We start from the raw sequence: 18,667 nt of genomic DNA, 5'->3' as shown, positions 1-18,667 counted from the left end.
ACCGCCCGGCGACCGTCCGGCAAACGATCCTCCGCGTAGGTCTCCATGAACGTCTGCAACTCTGCCTCCACCGCTTGCTTGATCAGATCCCGCGCCCCGCGGCGCAGAAGTTCGGTCAACGGGTCCTCTGGTCCGTTCGGCAGGTCTGTCGTATCGTGAGCCATGGTGGCGTATCTCCTCTGGCTGGCTGGTTGGTCGCACTCCCATTCCAGCCGGATACGCCGCCTTCCTCAATCCCCCCCGTACACCACTTTCGACAGTAACTCCCTCCGACCATGGCACAAACGTGGTGCCAAAACGGGACATGCGGTCGAATGAGACCCCGCGCGGTTCTAGTTTCAGGGTCCGGCGAGGATTGCGCAGGACACGAACAAGGGGAGGCACCCACACCAGAAGACCGAGCGCCAGCGGACCGAACATGACCCACCCCGCCGGCGCGGCCTTGTGGGCGAGGTCGATCAACGACACGGCCGGAACAACCAGCATGGCCACTAGGCTCGCGGGCACCCAACGGGTCTCCCGGAAAACGACAATCTCGTCCGAGTCTTCCATCTTCAATCATCCTCCGTGACACCATCTCCATCCGCCCGGCCTTTCCAGCCGAGCGAGCAGCCGAAGGCTAATACCTTCCTTTAACCGCGAATCCTGTTAGCGATGCAACCCCGACAGCTTGTTCCCATTCAGGCCGAGGGTACTGACCTGCGGTTTGTAATGCCCCCGGGTTTACACGCTCTACACGGTTAACGTGGGCTGTACCCGTGGTGCCGTATAGCCCGGTGCCAGGTGCGACCGCCAGGCGGCGGTACCCCGCCGTGACCTGCGCCACCAACCACTCGTTGTTCCGGGGTTCAGGCCCCGGGGAGCCCCGGGACCGGCTTCGTCATCAGGACCCAGTCGCCGGAATGCCGACAACCGGACCAGGGCAACAGCGGCCTGCGCGCTAAGTCGGCAAAACCGAGCCGGTCGTAAAGCCACCGGGCACCCCGGTTTTCTTCCGCCACGATCAGACTGAGACTATCCGCACCGCTCCCGGCCGCCGCCTCCTCCGCGCGCTGCATCAGCGCGCTTCCAACGCCGCGGCCGCGCCAGGCCGGATCGGCCGCCACGGCGTTCACGTACCAGGACCCCGGGGCCAGCGCCTCCAGCTCGAGCAGCGGACGCACCACGGCCGGGGCCTCGCTCAAGGGCTCGACGTCATGCGGATCGGGCAGGCGGTACCCGAGCAGCATCCCGACGACCTCATCCCCGATCTCGGCCACATGAGCATTCACGTAACTGAAACCGCCCTCCGTCCCGCTTACGGCGCCCGCACCAAACTCCAGAGGATCCCCATCCCGCCCGGCGGATTCCCGCCACAGATACATCGGAATCCCCTCGCCCGCGATGTCCATGAGCTCCGCCAGTCGCCGCGCATCCCCGATCTCTGCCGCACGTACCTCAGATCCATCTCGCACCCCCACCTGCCCGGGATCCACCACGCCCGCTAACCCGTCGGCCCTATTGCAGGGCCCTGATCCCCCGGCACGCGGGATATTGCGAACAGCCCCAGAACTGCTGGCCGGCGCTGGCACCCTTGCGCGCTTTTCGTTTCACCATCGCACTGCCGCATTTCGGACAACCGGGTGCCGCGGGCGCCGCGTGGCGCTCGCGCAAACCCTCCACGTGCGCCCGGCGGGTGTGGCGCGAACGCTCGAGGCCGCCATGCTCCAGCGTGGTCACCATCTCCTCGACCTCGCCTTCGCTCCACGCCTCTTCCCGGAACGAGCGGATGTAACTCAGGAGCCCCAGGCCACGGACCACGTTGTCCGGCATCGGCGTCTTGAACGTGCTGCCGCCGACGAAAACCACCACCGAGTGAATCTTTTCCGGGTCCACACCCAGCACCTCGGCCACCGCCCGTTCGTGGCGATAGTTCTGGCGCAACGGGTTCTGAAACCGGAAGGACCGCCGGTAGATCTTCTGGGTCCACTGGGCCTGACGCTCACTGCCGAAGATCCAGCCCCGCATGTTCTTCGTCTCGATGACGAAGATCCCGAACCGCGACACCAGCACATGATCGATCTGCGTGGTGCCGTCCGCGGTCGGCAGCGTCAGGTCATGCACTACCCGGCCGGACTTGCCGTCCAGGCCAACCGCCAGAACCAGTCGTATCCACAGCTCGCCGAGCCAGCCCTTCACCTGCGGAAGCCGGGCGATCGCCACCAGCGCCAGCAACAGCCACGCCCACCAGAACTGCGACGCGGCCGCCAGAAACATCTCAACCAGGTTGATCTCCATTACGTCTTCCTTGTCGTTCCCCGGAACAGGCATCCCCTGCCCCAGAGGTTGAACATCAAGCCGACTTTACGTCGTGTCGCCGGAGGGCTCGAGGTCCGGAAGCTCGACGGCAGCAGCGCGCTCCCAATCAACATAATCGCTGGAATCATGGCTTTCCCGGAACGCCCGCTCTTCCTCCGCGTCCTGAAACCCGGGGATCTTCCTGTCTTCGCTCATCGTTCGCTCCCTTCCGGGGTCCACCCGGAACATCACAGGGCCACGCGCGGCAGCCACCGCCCGAACCGCTGCACGCCCTGCACGGTACCGTCGTCGTCTCGATCCCTGAATTCACAGAATAACTGCAACGCCTGAACCCGGAAGGAGCGGGCCAGCCATCGGGACAAGGCAGTGAGTTACAAAGGCCCATGGCCTCCAGCCGCATGGCAGAGGAGGCAGCATTCATGACTTGCCCTCCTTCCTGATCCGCTCCTCCAGCGCCTCCAGCTCCTGCAAGTCCTCGGCATCGGCCTCCAGTGCCTCGTCTCTGCGCCGCCGGGTGTCGAACTGTTCGTACCGCTCATGGGCGATCTGTTCCATGCGGTCCCGGCTGATGCTGCCGGCCCCGTCGAGAACCGGCCGCTCGTTGAATTCCAGCAGCCGATCCACGTTGTTGCGCCAGTAGTCGAGGGTCAGGTCCTGGCGCCCCCTGGCGCGCAGCTCGGCCTGATCCAGGAAGATCACGACCAGGCGGTTGAGGGTGTCGATCTCGTCGCCGGTGAGATAGTTCTTGGCGACGGTGACATCCTGCTTGCGTACCCGTTTGCCCTTCCAGCTGGTCAGCGCCATGTTGGGGGAATCGGGATCGGCACGCTGGACGATGGTCTCGGCGGCGGTGTGGCCGGTGACGGCGTAGAGCAACTTGTTCTGCACCTCGGCGAAGAACAGGTTGGCGTCGCTGTCGTCCGGCCGGTAGTCGCTGGACAGGGCGAACAGGTCGCGCACCTTCTGGTAGAAGCGCTTCTCCGAGGCGCGGATATCGCGGATGCGTTCGAGCAGCTCGTCGAAGTAGTCCGCGCCGCCGGGATCCTTGAGGCGCTGGTCGTCCATGACGAAGCCCTTGACCAGGTACTCCTCCAGATGGGCAGTGGCCCACTGGCGGAACTGGGTGCCACGGGGGGAACGCACCCGGTAGCCGACGGCCAGGATCATCGGCAGGCTGTAGACACTCACCTTGCGCCGCACCTGGCGCGTCCCTTCCTGACGAACTATTAAGTTTTCCTTAATAGTTGCCTCGGCGGACAGCTCGCCGCTCTCCAGGATGTTCCTGACGTGGGTGTTGATGTTGGGCACCGAGGTCTGGAACAGCTCCGCCATCTCCGCCTGGGTCAGCCACACGGTGTCGCCCTCGACGCGAAGCTGGATCTCCGCCTTCCCATCCTCGCTGCGGTAGAGGATCAGCTCTCCCCCGCTCATGCGGTCACCTTCTTCAGCATCTCGTAGTCCTCCAGCACCTGCTCCCTGGTGCGCGCCAGCACACAATCCAGACGGCGCAGCGCCAGCTGGGCCGACCTGCCCTTTCCCCTCATCCGCCACGCCCCGAGCCAGGAACAGCTCCGCACCATCCCGCACCCGAACGCCAACTGGTGGAAGACCTTCTGCGTGCTGGAATCCGAACAGGCCCATGGCGGCCCCGTGGTGACCTGGCTGGCCAACCAGCTGGAGGCCTACCTGACACCTATGCCCATGGTACGCGCGAACCTTCCCTTGCCGGACTGATGCAGGGCAGGACCCACACCCTCTTCACCGTAGCCAGCGCCCGGCTCACACGCCGGTTTGGAGCCAAGAAGCGGCGGAAAATCGGTCGCTGGGTAGCCGGAGCCGATGGTTATGTTTCGTCATCATCAAGACCGGACATACGCAATAGCTGACTACTGCGACGCACAGTCAGAATATCAATCTGATCCTTGATGCTATAAATCACCCGGTACGCTCCAAATATCAGCTCCCTTATGCGAGGTGATCCCACCTCCGGGACCATGCGTCCACTTTTGGGGAAATCAGCTAACCGCTCTACTGCGGCAAATAAATCATCAACCCACCGTACCGCAGCATCCGGACTATCTTCTGAAATATACCGCGCTATGTCCTCGACACGCTCCAGCGCAAGCGGGGACCAGACGATCTTCATTGGGTCAGCCCACTCAAAACCCGGCTCTTCGCATCTTCATGCCCTGTACCATCCCCGGAAGCTATTTGTTCTTCCGCCTTGTACACCTCTTCGAGTATTTCCAGACGTTCTTGCATCTTCTCGTACTCGTGAACATCCACCAGTACTGCAACGCCCCGACCTCTTTGTGTCAGCACCATAGGACGACGGGTTTCATGGAGCTGCTTTACGAATGTGGCTACCCCTGCACGAAATTCAGACAGAGGACGGATATCTTCATCGACTCGAACCCTTGACATGGAAACCACCCAGTACGCTTTGGCGTACATTTAAGAGTACAACCTTGCCTGAAGGCAAACAAGGTATCCGACGGAAGGAACAGCCGGGCTCAAGAGTCCCCGCAGTAGAACTACCCGATCACCCGCCCCTCCCGCACCCCACGCGCATACGCCTCCATGAAATGGTCGCTGACGAGGCGCCAGCGGGCGCGGGTCTTGCCGGGGAACAGGCGCAGCAGCTTCGGCAGCAGTTGCACCGCGGCGATGGCGAGCGCGGCCATGACCATGCCCTTCGCGTACCATGGCAGGGTCACCATGCCGCGCGCCTCCAATCCGGTGAGGCCGCCCCATACCAGCAGCAGCGTGAGGCCGACCAGCACCGCCTGACGCCAGCCGACATCCTTGAAGACGCTCCACCAGGACGGGTCCTTGCGGATATCGCCGTTGCGCTCGATGTAGACGTTGCCGCCGGTGTGTCGGAACCCGAGCGCCACAGGCGGCACCCGGGGCACCAGGTCGGCGCCGTTGATCACCCGGAAATGGGGGTAAGGCGACGCGCGCTCCAGGTGCCTGGCCTGCTCGGCGCCGAACACTCTGGGAGAGCCGAAGGTGTAGACGGCCGCGAGCTGGCCGCCGTCGCCGAACAGGTCGCGGTGGAGGTAGAAGGCAGCGAGCTGGGCCAGTGCGCCGCCGAGGCTGTGTCCGGTGACCACGAGTCGGTCCTGTTCGCCGACTTCCCTGGCGATGATGTCCTGATAGTCGGCCTCGGTGCCCCGCCACGCCAGCACCCAGCGTCGGCCGCCCTCCCCCGGCGTTGAACCGCAGCGCGCCAGATAGGCGTTGGTGCCGCCGTCGCGGAAGATGACGACCTGCTCGTAGCCGGCGGCGGTGAGGGTTGTGGCGATCTCGCGGTATGCAATCAGGCGAAACCTGACATGTATAGCACCTGATTCTCGCGGCGCCGTCCCTTGCTCTGGCAGCCGGTGTTCCTGCAGCATACCCATGACCGAATCATGGATAAACAAGGAGGTCGGCTGATGGCGACAGGAAGTCGTGCCGAAAGGGAACGCCGTTTCTGGGAGCGATACCGGAATGTGGCGATTTCTCAAGGGGTTAAGCCAAAGGCGGTACGCTGGTACGTGGTCCGGGCGGAACGGTTTATCGCGGCGTATCCCGGTCGTCGCCTGGCGGAACTCGGGGCGGAGGACATCGCTCAGTATCTGACCGGCGAAGGGCAGAAGTCGTCGATTCAGGACTGGCAGTTCCGGCAGACCGTCGATGCTATAGAGATTCTGTTTAGCATCGCGAAGGCGGTACGCAGTCCGCTGGACCTGGCGTAAAGCTCCACAAAAAAGGGCGCCGTCTTGCGGCGCCCTCTTCTGTTGCTGCGTGGCCATTTCCCTGGCTCCGCTTCGCTGGGTCTCGGCCTCGCCGGGTCAGTCCCAGCTCAGCGCGCCCCCGGTCTGGTATTCCGTTACCCGGGTCTCGAAGAAGTTCTTCTCCTTCTTCAGGTCGAGCACTTCGCTCATCCAGGGGAACGGGTTCTCGGCTCCGGGGTACAGCTCGGCCAGGCCGATCTGAGCGCAGCGGCGGTTGGCGATGAAGTGCAGGTACTCCTCGAACATGGGGGCGTTCATGCCGAGCACGCCGCGGGGCATGGTGTCGCGGGCGTACTGGGCTTCCAGTTCCACCGCGTCGGCGATCATGTTGCGCATTTCGTTCTTGAAGTCTTCGGTCCACAGGTGCGGGTTCTCGACCTTGATCTGGTTGATCACGTCGATGCCGAAGTTCATGTGCATGGATTCGTCGCGCAGGATGTACTGGAACTGTTCGGCCACGCCGGTCATCTTGTTGCGCCGGCCCATGGAGAGGATCTGCACGAAGCCCACGTAGAAGAAGATGCCCTCGAAGATCACGTAGAAGGCGATCAGTTCGCGCAGCAGCTTCTGGTCCGCGTCGGGCGTGCCGGTGCGGAAGTTCGGGTCGGCCAGGTGCTTGGTGAACGGCAGGGCCCACTCCGCCTTGGTGGCCACCGAGGGCACCTCGCGGTACATGTTGAAGATCTCGCCTTCATCCAGGCCCAGGCTTTCTACGCAGTACTGGTAGGCGTGGGTGTGCAGGGCCTCCTCGAAGGCCTGGCGCAGCAGGTACTGGCGGCACTCGGGGTTGGTGATGTGGCGGTACACGGCCAGAACGAGGTTGTTGGCCACCAGCGAGTCGGCGGTGGAGAAGAAGCCGAGGTTGCGCTTGACGATGGTGCGCTCGTCCTCAGTTAATCCATTCGGGTCCTTCCACAGGGCGATGTCCGCATTCATGTTGACTTCCTGCGGCATCCAGTGGTTCGCGCAGCCGTCCAGGTACTTCTGCCACGCCCACTGGTACTTGAAGGGCACCAGCTGGTTGAGGTCGGCGTTGCAGTTGATGATCTTCTTGTCGTCCACGCGGATGCGCTCGGCGCCGCGCTCGATGTCTTCGAGGCCGGTGCCGGTCAGGGCTTCTTCGTCGTAGTCGGGCGCGGGGCCGCCGGCGTTCTCGGGCTCGGGCGAGACGCTGGGGGCGGCGCCGGCGGTGGTCATCAGGTCTTCGTTTTCCTGGAAGCCCATGCCCGGACGGACCTTGGGTTCCTGCTGGTTTTCGCCTTTGATCGCGGCGATCGGATCGTCCCAGGACAGCATGTGCGTTCTCCTTGTCGATTCGGTGTTACGTGTTCGGTTGAGGTCGGAGGCCTGCCTTACTGGCAGGCCTCGCAGTCGGGGTCGAGTACGGAGCAGGCGGCCGCGGAGTCGGAGCCCGCGGTGCTGTCGCCGGGGCCGCCGCTCACGGCGTTGAGCTTGTTGGCCCGGCTGCTGTCCGCCACGGTGCTCTTTTCCACGTGGGTCGCCCCCATGGAGCGCAGGTAGTAGGTGGTCTTGAGACCGCGCACCCAGGCCAGCTTGTACAGGGCATCCAGCTTGGGCCCGGAAGGCTCGGCCATGTACAGGTTCAGGCTCTGCGCCTGGTCGATCCACTTCTGCCGGCGCGAGGCGGCCTCGACCAGCCAGCGGGTATCCAGCTCGAAGGCGGTGGCGTACAGCGCCTTGAGGTCCTCGGGCACGCGGTCCAGGGGCTGCAGCGAGCCGTCGTAGTACTTGAGGTCGTTGACCATCACCTCGTCCCACAGGCCGCGGTCCTTCAGGTCGTGGACCAGGTAGGGGTTGATGACGGTGAACTCGCCCGACAGGTTCGATTTGACGAACAGGTTCTGGTAGGTCGGCTCGATCGACTGGCTGACCCCGCAGATGTTGGAGATAGTCGCGGTGGGCGCGATGGCCATGGTGTTGGAGTTGCGCATGCCCGTGGTCTTCACGCGCTCACGCAGGCTCTCCCAGTCCATGCGCCGGGTGCGGTCCATCTGCAGGTAGTCACCGCGCGACTCGGCCAGCTTGTCGATCGAGTCGATCGGCAGGATGCCCTGACTCCACAGGCTGCCGGGGAAGCTCTCGTAGCGGCCGCGTTCTTCGGCCAGATCGGTGGAGGCCTTGATGGCGTGCCAGGAGATGGCCTCCATGGACACGTCGGCGAACTCCACGGCCTCCTCGGAGGCGTACGGCAGGCGCAGCTTGTACAGGGCATCCTGGAAGCCCATGATCCCGAGCCCGACCGGGCGGTGGCGCAGGTTGGCGCGCCGCGCCTGGGGCACGGAGTAGTAGTTGTAGTCGATCACGTTGTCGAGCATGCGCATGGCCGTGTTCACGGTCTGCTCGAGCTTGGCCTCGTCCAGCTCGCCGCTGTCAGTCACGTGCGCGGCCAGGTTGATCGAGCCCAGGTTGCACACCGCGATCTCGTCATCCGAGGTGTTCAGGGTGATCTCGGTGCACAGGTTGGAGCTGTGGACCACGCCGGCGTGCTGCTGCGGGCTGCGCAGGTTGCACGGGTCCTTGAAGGTCATCCACGGATGGCCGGTCTCGAACAGCATGCCGAGCATCTTGCGCCACAGGTCGACCGCGTTGAGGGTCTTGTACACCTTGATCTCGCCGCGCGCGGCCTTCTCTTCGTACTCGCAGTAGCGCTTCTCGAACTCCTCGCCCACCAGGTCGTGCAGGTCGGGGGTCTCGTTGGGCGAGAACAGGGTCCACTGGCCGTCCTCGGCCACGCGCTTCATGAACAGGTCGGGGATCCAGTTGGCGCTGTTCATGTCGTGGGTGCGGCGGCGGTCGTCGCCGGTGTTCTTGCGCAGCTCGATGAACTCCTCGATATCCATGTGCCAGGTCTCGAGGTAGGCGCACACCGCGCCCTTGCGCTTGCCGCCCTGGTTCACCGCAACGGCGGTGTCGTTGGCCACCTTGAGGAACGGGACCACGCCCTGCGACTTGCCGTTGGTGCCCTTGATGTGGGCGCCCATGCCGCGCACGCGGGTCCAGTCGTTGCCCAGCCCGCCGGCAAACTTGGACAGCAGGGCGTTGTCCTTGATCGCGCCGTAGATGCCGTCGAGGTCGTCCGGCACGCTGGTCAGATAGCAGCTGGAGAGCTGCGGACGCAGGGTGCCGGAGTTGAACAGGGTCGGCGTGGAGCTCATGAAGTCGAACGAGCTCAGCAGGTTGTAGAACTCGATCGCGCGCGCCTCGCGGTCGATCTCGTTGATCGCCAGACCCATGGCCACGCGCATGAAGAACGCCTGCGGCAGTTCGAAGCGCGTGCCGTCGCTATGGATGAAGTAGCGGTCATACAGGGTCTGCAGGCCGAGATAGGTGAACTGCAGGTCGCGCTCGGGCTTGAGCGCGGCGCCCAGCTTGTCGAGGTCGTAGCGGGTCAGCTCGTCGTCCACCAGCTCGAGCTCGGCGGCGCGGCGGATGTAGGCGCCGAAGTATTCCGGATAGCGCTGGGCGAGTTCGGCGTGGGTAGCCTCCTCGCGGCGCCCGGAGACGAAGCTCAGGGCCTCGCGCCGCAGGTTGTCCATCAGCAGCCGGGCGGTGACCTCGGAGTAGTTCGGCTCCTGTTCGATCATCACGCGCGCGGCCATCACCAGCGCGGTGCCCACGTCCTTCTCGGCCACGCCGTCGAACAGGTTGCGGCGCGCTTCCTTGAGGATGCGCTCGCCTTCCACGTGCTCGATGCCCTCGCAGGCCTCGTCGACCACGGCCTTCAGGCGCTGCTCGTCCAGCGGGGCGCGGGTGCCGTCGGCACGGGTCACGTGCAGGGTGGGCTCCTCGGCGGCTTCCGCGGGGCCGTGTTCGGCGGCCTCGGCGGCGCGCTTCTGCGCCTGCTGTTCGCGATACAGCACGTAGGCCCGCGCGACCTTGTGGTGGCCGCCGCGCATCATCACCAGTTCCACCTGGTCCTGGATGTCCTCGATGTGGACGGTGGTGCCCTGAGTGCCGGCGCGGCGGAACAGGTTGTCGCAGACCTGGGCGCTGAGATCCTTGACGATGTCGTGGATGCGCCGGCTGGCCGCGGCGTTGCCGCCCTCCACCGCGAGGAAGGCCTTGGTGATGGCGACCTCGATCTTGGCCGGGTCGAAGCTGGTGACCTTGCCGTTACGGCGGATCACCTGGTGCTGACCGGGGGTGGTGGCCATCATTTCCGCCGAGGGCTCGGACTGCGGCGGATAGGTGGTGTCCTGTACGGATTCGGCAGTCTGGGTGTCGCTGTACATGGGGGCAGGCCTCGCGCTCTACGGTCGTTCCGGGAAATTCGGGTGTCATCGGTGGCGATGACGCTGGATACTATAGATCGGGGATGCGGCTCTTGCCAGCCACAACATATAGTACTCTATCCAGGAACAACGGCTGAACAACCTGTGGACAAGACAGGGGATTTCGCGTCCTGTCGCGGCTGTGGACACTCCCCGAGTTGTCCACCGCCCGCTCCATGTAGTGATGCCCCGGCCCCGGTTCGGGTTGCGAAGGCGTTCATGAAATTCGCTTATCGCGAGGCCGCCCCGACTTCGGCGGTGAGGATGTTGGACAAGCCCGCCCCGCGCCCCAATAATCCCGCCCATACGAACGTTTCCCGACTTCAAGGAGAGAGTACATGAGCGACGAGAAGCAGCCCGCGGGCATCGCGGCCGCCACCGGTGCGGTACAGGTTTCCACCGGCACCGATGACTCGAAGAAGTCCGATGGCGGCGAACGCCATTGCCCGCTGCTGATCCTGGGCTCCGGCCCGGCCGGCTGGACCGCCGCGGTGTACGCCGCGCGCGCCAACCTCAATCCGGTCGTGGTGACCGGTCTGGAACAGGGCGGCCAGCTCATGACCACCACCGACGTGGACAACTGGCCGGGCGACCCCGACGGCGTGCAGGGCCCCGAGCTGATGGAGCGCATGAAGAAGCACGCCGAGCGTTTCGACACCACGGTGATCAACGATCACATCCATACCGTGGACGTGAACCAGCGCCCGTTCCGCCTGACCGGTGACCAGGCGACCTACACCGCGGATGCGCTGATCATCTCCACCGGCGCCTCGGCGCAGTACCTGGGGCTGGAGTCGGAGACGACCTTCGCCGGCAAGGGCGTGTCCGCCTGCGCGACCTGCGACGGCTTCTTCTACCGCAACCAGAAGGTGGCGGTGATCGGCGGCGGCAACACCGCCGTGGAAGAGGCGCTGTACCTGTCCAACATCGCCTCCGAAGTAACCCTGGTCCACCGGCGCGATTCGCTGCGCGCGGAGAAGATCCTGCAGGACAAGCTGTTCGAGAAGGAAAAGAACGGCAACGTGAACATCGAGTGGAACCACAACCTCGACGAGATCCTGGGCGACGAGACCGGCGTGACCGGCATGCGCATCAAGCATGCGCAGACCGGCGAGACGAAGGACGTCGAGCTGATGGGCGTGTTCATCGCCATCGGCCACAAGCCCAACACCGACATCTTCCAGGGCCAGCTGGACATGGAGAACGGCTACATCAAGGTGAAGGGCGGCCAGGACGGCGGCGCCACCGCCACCAGCGTGCCGGGCGTGTTCGCCGCGGGCGACGTGATGGACCACATCTACCGCCAGGCGGTGACCTCCGCCGGCACCGGCTGCATGGCCGCACTGGACGCCGAGAAGTATCTCGACGAGCAGCTGTGACGCGGACACGGCGGTGAGCGAGGAGCACTCGTCCGGCGGCGATTCCGGGACCCCGGGCACGGAAGCCCGCGCGGCGACCGGTGAAGACGCCCCGCCCGCCGGGGTGAACGAGCGCATCGAACTGCGCGACGGGCTGGGCGAACTCGACCCCGCCGCGTGGGATGCCCTCACCGGCGGGGGCGAGCCGTTTCTGCGCCATGCCTTCCTGGAGGGGCTGGAGCGCCACGAGTGCCTGGGGCGGGCCTATGGCTGGTTCCCCCAGCACGTGCTGATCTTCCACGACGACGCGCTGGTGGCCGCCGCCCCCGCCTACGCCAAAACCAACAACTACGGCGAGTTCGTCTTCGACTTCGCCTGGGAAGGTGCCTGGCAGCGCCAGGGCCTGCAGTATTACCCCAAGCTGGTGGTCGCGGTGCCCTACACCCCGGCCACCGGTCCCCGTCTGCTGGTGCACCCCGAAGCCCCCGACGCGGACCGCCTGCGCCGCCAGCTGCTGCGTGCGCTGGTGACCCGTGGGCGCGAACTGGAGGCCTCCGGGGTCCACGTGCTGTTCCCCGAGTCCGCCGACCGCGAGGCGCTGGCCCCGCTGGGACTGCCCGAGCGCATGGGCTGCCAGTACCACTGGACCAACGCGGCGGACGGCGGCTATGCCGATTTCGATGCCTTTCTCGCCGCGCTGTCGTCGAAAAAGCGCAAGAACATCAAGCGCGAACGCCGGCGCGTCGCGGAAGCCGGCATCACCTTCCGCACCCTGACCGGAGCCACCGGTTCGCCGGAGGACTGGGCACGCTTCCATCGCTTCTACGTGGACACCTTCGAGAAGCACATGGGCATCCCCACGCTCACCGAGGCGTTCTTCGTGGAGACGGCCGCCGCACTGGGTGACCAGGTGGTGCTGTTCGAGGCCCGCCGCCTGGAGAATGGCGATGGTGCGGATGGCGACGGCGAGACCATCGCCGCCGCGCTGTGCTACCGCAGCCACGACACCCTGTACGGGCGCTTCTGGGGCGCCACCGAGGAACTGGACGCCCTGCACTTCGAGACCTGCTACTACCAGGGCATCGAGTTCTGCATCCGCGAGGGCCTCACGCGCTTCGAGCCCGGCGCCCAGGGCGAGCACAAGATCCCGCGCGGCTTCCTGCCCACGCCCACCTGGTCGATCCACGCGATCCTGACCCCGGGCTTCGACGGGCCGGTGCGCGATTTCTGCGAACGCGAGGCGGACCTGATGCGCAGCCACTGCGAACGCCTGCACGAGCATTCCCCGTTTCGCCAGGGAGAATCCGGCAATGCCCCCGATTAACCTCGTATCCGCAGGCGGCCAGCCCCTGGCCGATCCGGCGCAGGAGACCACCCCGACGCACAATCGGCCGGAGGGCCGGCCTCCCACCGTCGTAGGAGGCCAGCCCTCTGGCCGATCCGGCGCTGCCCGATCCGGCGCTGCCCGATCCGGCGCTGGCCGACCCGGCACCGACCGACCAGGCGCCGCATGAGCCCCCGCAGCCCCATCACCCTCCCCTGGCTGGATCCGGATCACCCGGAGGCGCCGTTCCCACCGGCAGAGACGGCACTGGACGAACCCAACGGCCTGCTCGCGGCCGGCGGCGATCTCTCGGTGCCGCGCCTGCTCAACGCCTACCGCAGCGGGATCTTCCCGTGGTTCGAGGCCGGTCAGCCGATCCTGTGGTGGAGCCCCGACCCACGCGCGGTGCTGGAACCGCGAGCCATCCGCATCCGCCGCTCGCTGCGCAAGACCCTGCGCAACGCCGGCTACACGGTCACCTTCGACCGCGCCTTCGAGCGCGTGATCGCCGGCTGTGCCGGACCGCGCGCCCGCTCCGCCGGCACCTGGATCACCCAGAACATGCAGGAGGCCTATACCGCGCTGCATCGCGTGGGCCACGCGCATTCGGTGGAGGTGTGGGACGGCCCGCGGCTGATCGGCGGGCTCTACGGCGTGGCCGCCGGCCGGCTGTTCTGCGGCGAGTCCATGTTCAGCCTCGAGCGTGACGCCTCCAAGGTGGCCCTGGCCTGGCTGTGCCGCCACATGGTCGCCTGGGACTGGCCGCTGATCGACACCCAGATGGCCACCGAACACCTGGTGAACCTGGGCGCCGTGGAACTCCCGCGCGACACCTTCCTGCGCTACATCCGCCCGCTGGTCCACGACCCCGGCGCACCGCCCCCGGGCCCGTGGACCCTCGACCCCGCACTGCACCCGCTCGACGCGAACTGGCTGGCCCGGCCCGCCACGCCCGCGCGGCCCTGACGACCTCCCGGACACCGCTCCCGCGCGCTTGCCCGGCCGATGTCACCCCGGTTCACCCTGCTTTATACTCCGGGTATTCCACGCAACCACCTCGGGGAGGTCCGGGTGAATTCGACGATGGCACTGCGTACCCTGGTCCTTCTGGTGCTGATCCTGGCCACCAGCGGCTGTGCGATGTTCTCGCCCTCGCCGCCGCAGGAGCAGAGCAACATCTGCGAGATCTTCCGCGAGGAGCCCCGGTGGTACGACTACGCCCGGGATTCCGAGCAGGAATGGGGCACGCCCATCGCCACGCAGATGGCGATCATCCAGCAGGAATCCTCGTTCCGCTCGCACGTACGCCCCGACCGCGAGCGCCTGCTGGGGATCATCCCCTGGCGGCGGCCGTCCTCGGCCTACGGCTACGCCCAGGCCCAGGACCCGGTGTGGGGCGAATACCGCGAGGATGCCGGCAGCCGCTTCGCCCGGCGCACGCACATGAAGCATGCAACCGATTTCATCGGCTGGTACAACGACCGCACCCGCCGCATGACCGGGGTGTCGCTGGACAACCCGGAGCACCTGTATCTGGCCTACCACGAGGGCCAGGGCGGCTATAACCAGGGCAGCTACCGCGGCAAGCCCGGGGTGCAGCAGGCCGCGCGCCAGGTTCGCGAGCGCGCCGGGCGCTATGCCACCCAGCTGGAGGGCTGCGAATCGGAGTTCCGCTGCCGCCGCTTCTGGCAGGTCGGGCCGTTCTGCAGCTGACACGCGGCCCGGCCCGGGAACCGGTCGGACCCGGTACCAGTCTCCTGCACATCCCTACGTCCCAAAGGAACGCATGATGAGCGACAACCCGACCGCTGGCTTCCGCTTCAACCACACCATGCTGCGCGTGAAGGACCCGGACGCGTCGCTGGATTTCTACCGGCGCGTGTTCGGCATGGAGCTGGTGAAGACCCTGGACTTCCCGGAATTCGAGTTCACGCTGTATTTCCTCGCCCGCCAGGACGAAGGTGAGCCGGCGCCGCCGCAGGACGAGGGAGAACGCACCCGCTGGATGTTCAGCCAGCGCGGCATCCTCGAGCTGACCTACAACTACGGCACCGAGAAGGATCCGGACTTTCACTACCACGACGGCAATGCCGAACCGCAGGGCTTCGGCCACATCTGCTTCTCGGTACCCGACCTCGACGCCGCGGTGCGCTGGTTCGACCAGAACGACGTGGAGTTCGTGAAGCGCCCCGACGAGGGCGGGCTGAAGGACATCGCCTTCGTGAAGGACCTCGACGGCTACTGGATCGAGATCCTGGAGCCCGCGCGCCTCACCGGTCTGGGGCGCTGATCTCCCGCCACCCCGAAGCCGCCTGACAGCCCCTCGCCGTCCCCCGGAATCCGGGGGGCGGCTTGCTTCGCCCGTGATACTGTACAAATATACAGTATATGGACGAACGCGCACCCGAAGGCGAAACCGCCCCGGCCTTTGCCGAACTCACGGCGCTGAGCAACTTCTCGTTCCTGCGCGGGGCCTCGCACCCGGAGGAGCTGGTGGAGCGTGCGGCGGCGCTGGGCTATCGCGCGCTGGCGCTGACCGACATCGCCTCGCTGGCGGGCCTGGTGCGCGCGCACGAGGCGGCGCAGCGCACCGGCGTGCACCTGATCGCGGGGGCCCGCCTGCAGCTGGCCGGCGGCCCCGAACTGACGGTGCTGGTGCGCGAGCGCACGGGCTACGCCGCGCTGTGCCGCCTGATCACCACCGCACGCGGGGCCGCGGACAAGGGCGAGCACCACCTGACCCGGGCGGATCTGGAGGCGGTCCCGCCGCAGGCCCGCGCCGGCTGGCATGTGCTGCTGCACCTGTGGCCGGAAACCGACGCCCCCGGCCTCTCCGACGCGGCGGCCTGGCTGCGGGCATGGGCCGCGCCGGGCCAGGGACATCTGGCGGTGGCACTGCTGCGCACGCCCGGGGATCCGGCGCAGATCGCCCGGGCACGGCAGCTCGCGCAGGAACACGACCTGCCGGTGACGGCCTGCGGCGACGTGCACATGCATGCGCGCGGGCGGCGCGCACTGCAGGACGTGCTGACCGCGCTGCGCCACCGCTGTACCGTGGCGCAGGCGGCCGACCGGCTGTTCCCCAACGGCGAACGCTGCCTGCGCCCGCGGGCGGACCTGGCCACGCTGTATCCCGCCGCCTGGCTGCATCATGCGGTCGCCATCGCCGCCGACTGCCGCTTTTCCCTGGACGAGCTCGAATACCACTACCCCACCGACCCGCTGCCGCCCGGGCGCACGGCCACCGAGTACCTGCGCGAAGAGAGCCTGCGCGGGGCCCGCAAGCGCTGGCCCGACGGCATCCCCGAGGCGGTGCAGGCGCAGATCGAGCGCGAGCTGGGCATCATCGCCGAGCTGGGTTACGAGCCGTATTTCCTGACGGTCCATGACATCGTCCGCTTCGCGCGCGAGCGCGGCATCCTGTGCCAGGGGCGCGGGTCGGCGGCCAATTCGGCGGTGTGCTACGTGCTGGGCATCACCGCAGTGGACCCGTCGCGCTCGAACATGCTGTTCGAGCGTTTCATCTCCGCCGAACGCGGCGAGCCGCCGGATATCGACGTCGATTTCGAGCACGAACGGCGCGAGGAAGTCATCCAGTACATCTACCGGCGCTACGGCCGCGACCGCGCGGCACTGGCCTGTACCGTGATCCGCTATCGCCGCCGCAGCGCTCTGCGCGACGTGGGCCGGGCGCTGGGGATCTCGCGCGCGCGGCTGGATGCCCTGACCGCCAACCTCGCCGGCTGGGACGAGGGCATCCCGCCCGAACGCCTGCGCGAGGTCGGCCTGGAACCCGACGGCGGCCTGGCCCGCCAGTGGCAGGCCCTGACCGCCGAGCTGGTCGGCTTCCCGCGCCATCTGTCGCAGCACACCGGGGGCTTCGTTATCGCCGCCGGGCGGCTCGACGAGCTGGTGCCGATCGAGAACGCGGCGATGCCCGAACGCAGCGTGATCCAGTGGGACAAGGACGACCTCGACGCCGCCGGCCTGCTGAAGATCGACGTGCTGTCGCTGGGCATGCTCTCCTGCGTGCGCCGCGCGCTGGAGCTGATGCACCGGCACCGCGGCCGCGACTGGGGCCTGGCCGACATCCCGGCCGAGGACCCGGCGGTCTACGCGATGCTGCAGAAGGCCGACAGCCTGGGGGTGTTCCAGATCGAGTCGCGCGCGCAGATGAGCATGCTGCCGCGCCTGAAGCCGAAGAATTTCTACGACCTGGTGATCGAGATCGCCATCGTGCGTCCCGGCCCCATCCAGGGCGAGATGGTGCATCCCTACCTCAAGCGCCGGGCGCGCCCCGAACGGGTGCGCTTCCCCAATGCGGAGATCGAGCGGGTGCTGGGGCGCACCCTGGGCGTGCCCATCTTCCAGGAACAGGTGATCGAACTGGCGATGGTGGCGGCCGGGTTCTCCGCCGGCGAGGCCGACGGGCTGCGCCGCTCCATCGGCGCCTGGCGCCGCCGCGGGGATCTCGGCCGCTGGCGCGAGCGGCTGCTGGAGGGGATGCGCGAGCGCGGCTATTCGGCGGAGTTCGCCGAGCGGCTGTATCGCCAGATCTGCGGCTTCGGCGAATACGGCTTCCCCGAATCGCACTCCGCCAGCTTCGCGCTGATCACCTGGGTCTCGGCCTGGCTGAAGTGCTTCGAGCCGGCGATCTTCGCCTGCGCGCTGCTCAACAGCCAGCCGATGGGCTTCTACGGCCCGGCGCAGATCGTGGCCGATGCCCGCCGTCACGGCGTGGAGGTGCGCCCGGTGGACGTGAACCACAGCCAGCCGGAATGCAGCCTCGAGGCCGCCGGCGACTCACCGGATACGCCGGACGCGCCGGATGCCCCGCTGGCCCTGCGCCTGGGCTTCAACCGCGTCCAGGGCCTGCGTCGGGAGGTCGCCGAACGCATCCACGCGGCCCGCGCCGAGGGCCCGTTCAGCGACGTGCCCGAGCTGGTCGCACGCGCCCGGCTGAGCCGGGCCGAGGCCGGCCGGCTGGCGCGCGCCGGGGCCCTGGCCGGGCTGGCCGGCAACCGCCATCAGGCGCGCTGGGCCGCCGATGCGGTGGAGGCCCCGCTGCCGCTGTTCGACGGCCTGCCGCAACACGCCGAGCCCGCCGACGCCCCGCACGAGCCACGCGAGCCGCGCGAGCCAGGGCAGGCCGGGGACGACGCCCGCACGCCCCTGCTGCCGGTGCCCGACGCGGTGGACGACCTGGTCCAGGACTACACCACCACCGGCCTCACGCTGGGGCCGCACCCGCTGGCCCTGCTGCGCCCGCAGCTAGAACGCCGACGCCTGCCGGATTCCGCGACGCTTTCCGCGCGCCGGCGCCCCGGCCCGGCGCGCTACGCGGGTCTGGTGATCACCCGCCAGCGCCCGGGCTCGGCCAACGGCACGGTGTTCCTGACCCTGGAGGACGAACACGGCACGCTGAACGTGATCGTCTGGCCCGACCGCGTGGAACGCTTCCGCGCCGAGGTCCTGCACGGCCAGCTGCTGGAGATCGACGGCGAATGGCAGTGGGCCGACGGCGTCGGCCACCTGGTCGCCCGCCGCCTCACCGACCGCAGCACCTGGCTGGGCGACCTCGTCACCCGCTCCCGCGACTTCGGCTAAGGACCA

15 protein-coding genes and 2 pseudogenes are annotated in these 18,667 nt (G+C 67.1%); 7 read left to right on the top strand and 10 right to left on the bottom strand.

Annotated elements, in window-relative coordinates; translation table 11 throughout:
• The 8 genes and pseudogenes from D893_RS01660 to D893_RS01615 all read right to left on the bottom strand — a co-directional run.
• Positions 1-164: pseudogene (locus D893_RS01660) on the bottom strand (IS256 family transposase); the annotation flags it as partial.
• A 684-nt stretch (positions 165-848) separates the two neighbouring features.
• Positions 849-1,391 (bottom strand): GNAT family N-acetyltransferase, encoded by a 543-nt coding sequence (locus D893_RS01650; protein ID WP_110619002.1) that lies wholly within the window; start codon positions 1,389-1,391, stop codon positions 849-851.
• Positions 1,392-1,497: 106 nt separating this feature from the next.
• Positions 1,498-2,277, bottom strand: a complete 780-nt coding sequence (locus tag D893_RS01645; RefSeq protein WP_024329710.1) for an NERD domain-containing protein — start codon at positions 2,275-2,277, stop codon at positions 1,498-1,500.
• Between the two features lie 81 nt (positions 2,278-2,358).
• Positions 2,359-2,493: pseudogene (locus D893_RS01640) on the bottom strand (CopG family antitoxin); the annotation flags it as partial.
• A gap of 222 nt (positions 2,494-2,715) precedes the next feature.
• Positions 2,716-3,729: a virulence RhuM family protein gene (locus tag D893_RS01635; protein ID WP_024329711.1), complete on the bottom strand. Its 1,014-nt coding sequence runs from the start codon at positions 3,727-3,729 to the stop codon at positions 2,716-2,718.
• 412 nt (positions 3,730-4,141) lie between these two features.
• Positions 4,142-4,444, bottom strand: a complete 303-nt coding sequence (locus D893_RS01625; RefSeq protein ID WP_110619000.1) for a type II toxin-antitoxin system RelE/ParE family toxin — start codon at positions 4,442-4,444, stop codon at positions 4,142-4,144.
• On the bottom strand, positions 4,441-4,752 hold the full coding sequence (locus D893_RS01620) for a type II toxin-antitoxin system Phd/YefM family antitoxin (RefSeq protein WP_231363083.1): 312 nt from the start codon (positions 4,750-4,752) through the stop codon (positions 4,441-4,443). The genes D893_RS01625 and D893_RS01620 overlap by 4 nt, the downstream gene beginning before the upstream one ends.
• Before the next feature lie 80 nt (positions 4,753-4,832).
• Positions 4,833-5,705 carry a lipase family protein gene (locus D893_RS01615; protein WP_246863861.1) on the bottom strand — a complete coding sequence of 291 codons (873 nt, stop codon included), beginning with the start codon at positions 5,703-5,705 and terminating at the stop codon, positions 4,833-4,835.
• Between the two features lie 33 nt (positions 5,706-5,738).
• On the opposite strand from D893_RS01615, the gene D893_RS01610 reads away from it, so the two are divergent.
• A complete protein-coding gene (locus tag D893_RS01610; protein ID WP_110618999.1) occupies positions 5,739-6,041 on the top strand; it encodes an integrase in 303 nt (100 codons plus the stop codon).
• A gap of 96 nt (positions 6,042-6,137) precedes the next feature.
• On the opposite strand, the gene D893_RS01605 is transcribed toward D893_RS01610, so the two are convergent.
• Positions 6,138-7,376 (bottom strand): ribonucleotide-diphosphate reductase subunit beta, encoded by a 1,239-nt coding sequence (locus D893_RS01605; protein WP_110618998.1) that lies wholly within the window; start codon positions 7,374-7,376, stop codon positions 6,138-6,140.
• A gap of 56 nt (positions 7,377-7,432) precedes the next feature.
• Positions 7,433-10,333: a ribonucleoside-diphosphate reductase subunit alpha gene (locus D893_RS01600; protein WP_110618997.1), complete on the bottom strand. Its 2,901-nt coding sequence runs from the start codon at positions 10,331-10,333 to the stop codon at positions 7,433-7,435.
• Between the two features lie 377 nt (positions 10,334-10,710).
• On the opposite strand from D893_RS01600, the gene trxB reads away from it, so the two are divergent.
• The 6 genes from trxB to D893_RS01570 all read left to right on the top strand — a co-directional run bounded on the left by trxB (position 10,711) and on the right by D893_RS01570 (position 18,661).
• Positions 10,711-11,751 (top strand): thioredoxin-disulfide reductase, encoded by a 1,041-nt coding sequence (gene trxB / locus D893_RS01595; protein ID WP_018947840.1) that lies wholly within the window; start codon positions 10,711-10,713, stop codon positions 11,749-11,751.
• A 13-nt stretch (positions 11,752-11,764) separates the two neighbouring features.
• A complete protein-coding gene (locus D893_RS01590) occupies positions 11,765-13,054 on the top strand; it encodes a GNAT family N-acetyltransferase (RefSeq protein WP_110618996.1) in 1,290 nt (429 codons plus the stop codon).
• Positions 13,055-13,240: 186 nt separating this feature from the next.
• Positions 13,241-14,020: a leucyl/phenylalanyl-tRNA--protein transferase gene (gene aat, locus D893_RS01585; protein ID WP_110618995.1), complete on the top strand. Its 780-nt coding sequence runs from the start codon at positions 13,241-13,243 to the stop codon at positions 14,018-14,020.
• 117 nt (positions 14,021-14,137) lie between these two features.
• On the top strand, positions 14,138-14,767 hold the full coding sequence (locus D893_RS01580) for a hypothetical protein (protein ID WP_018947037.1): 630 nt from the start codon (positions 14,138-14,140) through the stop codon (positions 14,765-14,767).
• A gap of 76 nt (positions 14,768-14,843) precedes the next feature.
• The gene (gene gloA, locus D893_RS01575) at positions 14,844-15,344 is read left to right on the top strand and encodes a lactoylglutathione lyase (RefSeq protein ID WP_018870134.1); all 501 of its coding nucleotides are present in this window, start codon (positions 14,844-14,846) and stop codon (positions 15,342-15,344) included.
• Positions 15,345-15,442: 98 nt separating this feature from the next.
• Positions 15,443-18,661 (top strand): error-prone DNA polymerase, encoded by a 3,219-nt coding sequence (locus D893_RS01570; RefSeq protein WP_110618994.1) that lies wholly within the window; start codon positions 15,443-15,445, stop codon positions 18,659-18,661.
• The last annotated feature ends 6 nt before the right edge of the window (positions 18,662-18,667 follow it).

The organism is Thioalkalivibrio sp. ALE21 (assembly GCF_003208255.1).
Classification (GTDB): Bacteria; Pseudomonadota; Gammaproteobacteria; order Ectothiorhodospirales; family Ectothiorhodospiraceae; genus Thioalkalivibrio; species Thioalkalivibrio halophilus.
This window is presented reverse-complemented; position numbering and strand designations above follow the sequence as displayed.

Coding starts and splice junctions, on each gene's coding strand:
- D893_RS01615 (WP_246863861.1), bottom strand. CDS start 5,705: ATGGGTATGCTGCAGGAACACCGGCTGCCAGAGCAAGGGACGGCGCCG.
- D893_RS01570 (WP_110618994.1), top strand. CDS start 15,443: ATGGACGAACGCGCACCCGAAGGCGAAACCGCCCCGGCCTTTGCCGAA.
- D893_RS01605 (WP_110618998.1), bottom strand. CDS start 7,376: ATGCTGTCCTGGGACGATCCGATCGCCGCGATCAAAGGCGAAAACCAG.
- gloA (WP_018870134.1), top strand. CDS start 14,844: ATGAGCGACAACCCGACCGCTGGCTTCCGCTTCAACCACACCATGCTG.
- D893_RS01645 (WP_024329710.1), bottom strand. CDS start 2,277: ATGGAGATCAACCTGGTTGAGATGTTTCTGGCGGCCGCGTCGCAGTTC.
- D893_RS01600 (WP_110618997.1), bottom strand. CDS start 10,333: ATGTACAGCGACACCCAGACTGCCGAATCCGTACAGGACACCACCTAT.
- aat (WP_110618995.1), top strand. CDS start 13,241: ATGAGCCCCCGCAGCCCCATCACCCTCCCCTGGCTGGATCCGGATCAC.
- D893_RS01650 (WP_110619002.1), bottom strand. CDS start 1,391: ATGGACATCGCGGGCGAGGGGATTCCGATGTATCTGTGGCGGGAATCC.
- D893_RS01635 (WP_024329711.1), bottom strand. CDS start 3,729: ATGAGCGGGGGAGAGCTGATCCTCTACCGCAGCGAGGATGGGAAGGCG.
- D893_RS01620 (WP_231363083.1), bottom strand. CDS start 4,752: ATGTACGCCAAAGCGTACTGGGTGGTTTCCATGTCAAGGGTTCGAGTC.
- D893_RS01580 (WP_018947037.1), top strand. CDS start 14,138: ATGGCACTGCGTACCCTGGTCCTTCTGGTGCTGATCCTGGCCACCAGC.
- trxB (WP_018947840.1), top strand. CDS start 10,711: ATGAGCGACGAGAAGCAGCCCGCGGGCATCGCGGCCGCCACCGGTGCG.
- D893_RS01625 (WP_110619000.1), bottom strand. CDS start 4,444: ATGAAGATCGTCTGGTCCCCGCTTGCGCTGGAGCGTGTCGAGGACATA.
- D893_RS01610 (WP_110618999.1), top strand. CDS start 5,739: ATGGCGACAGGAAGTCGTGCCGAAAGGGAACGCCGTTTCTGGGAGCGA.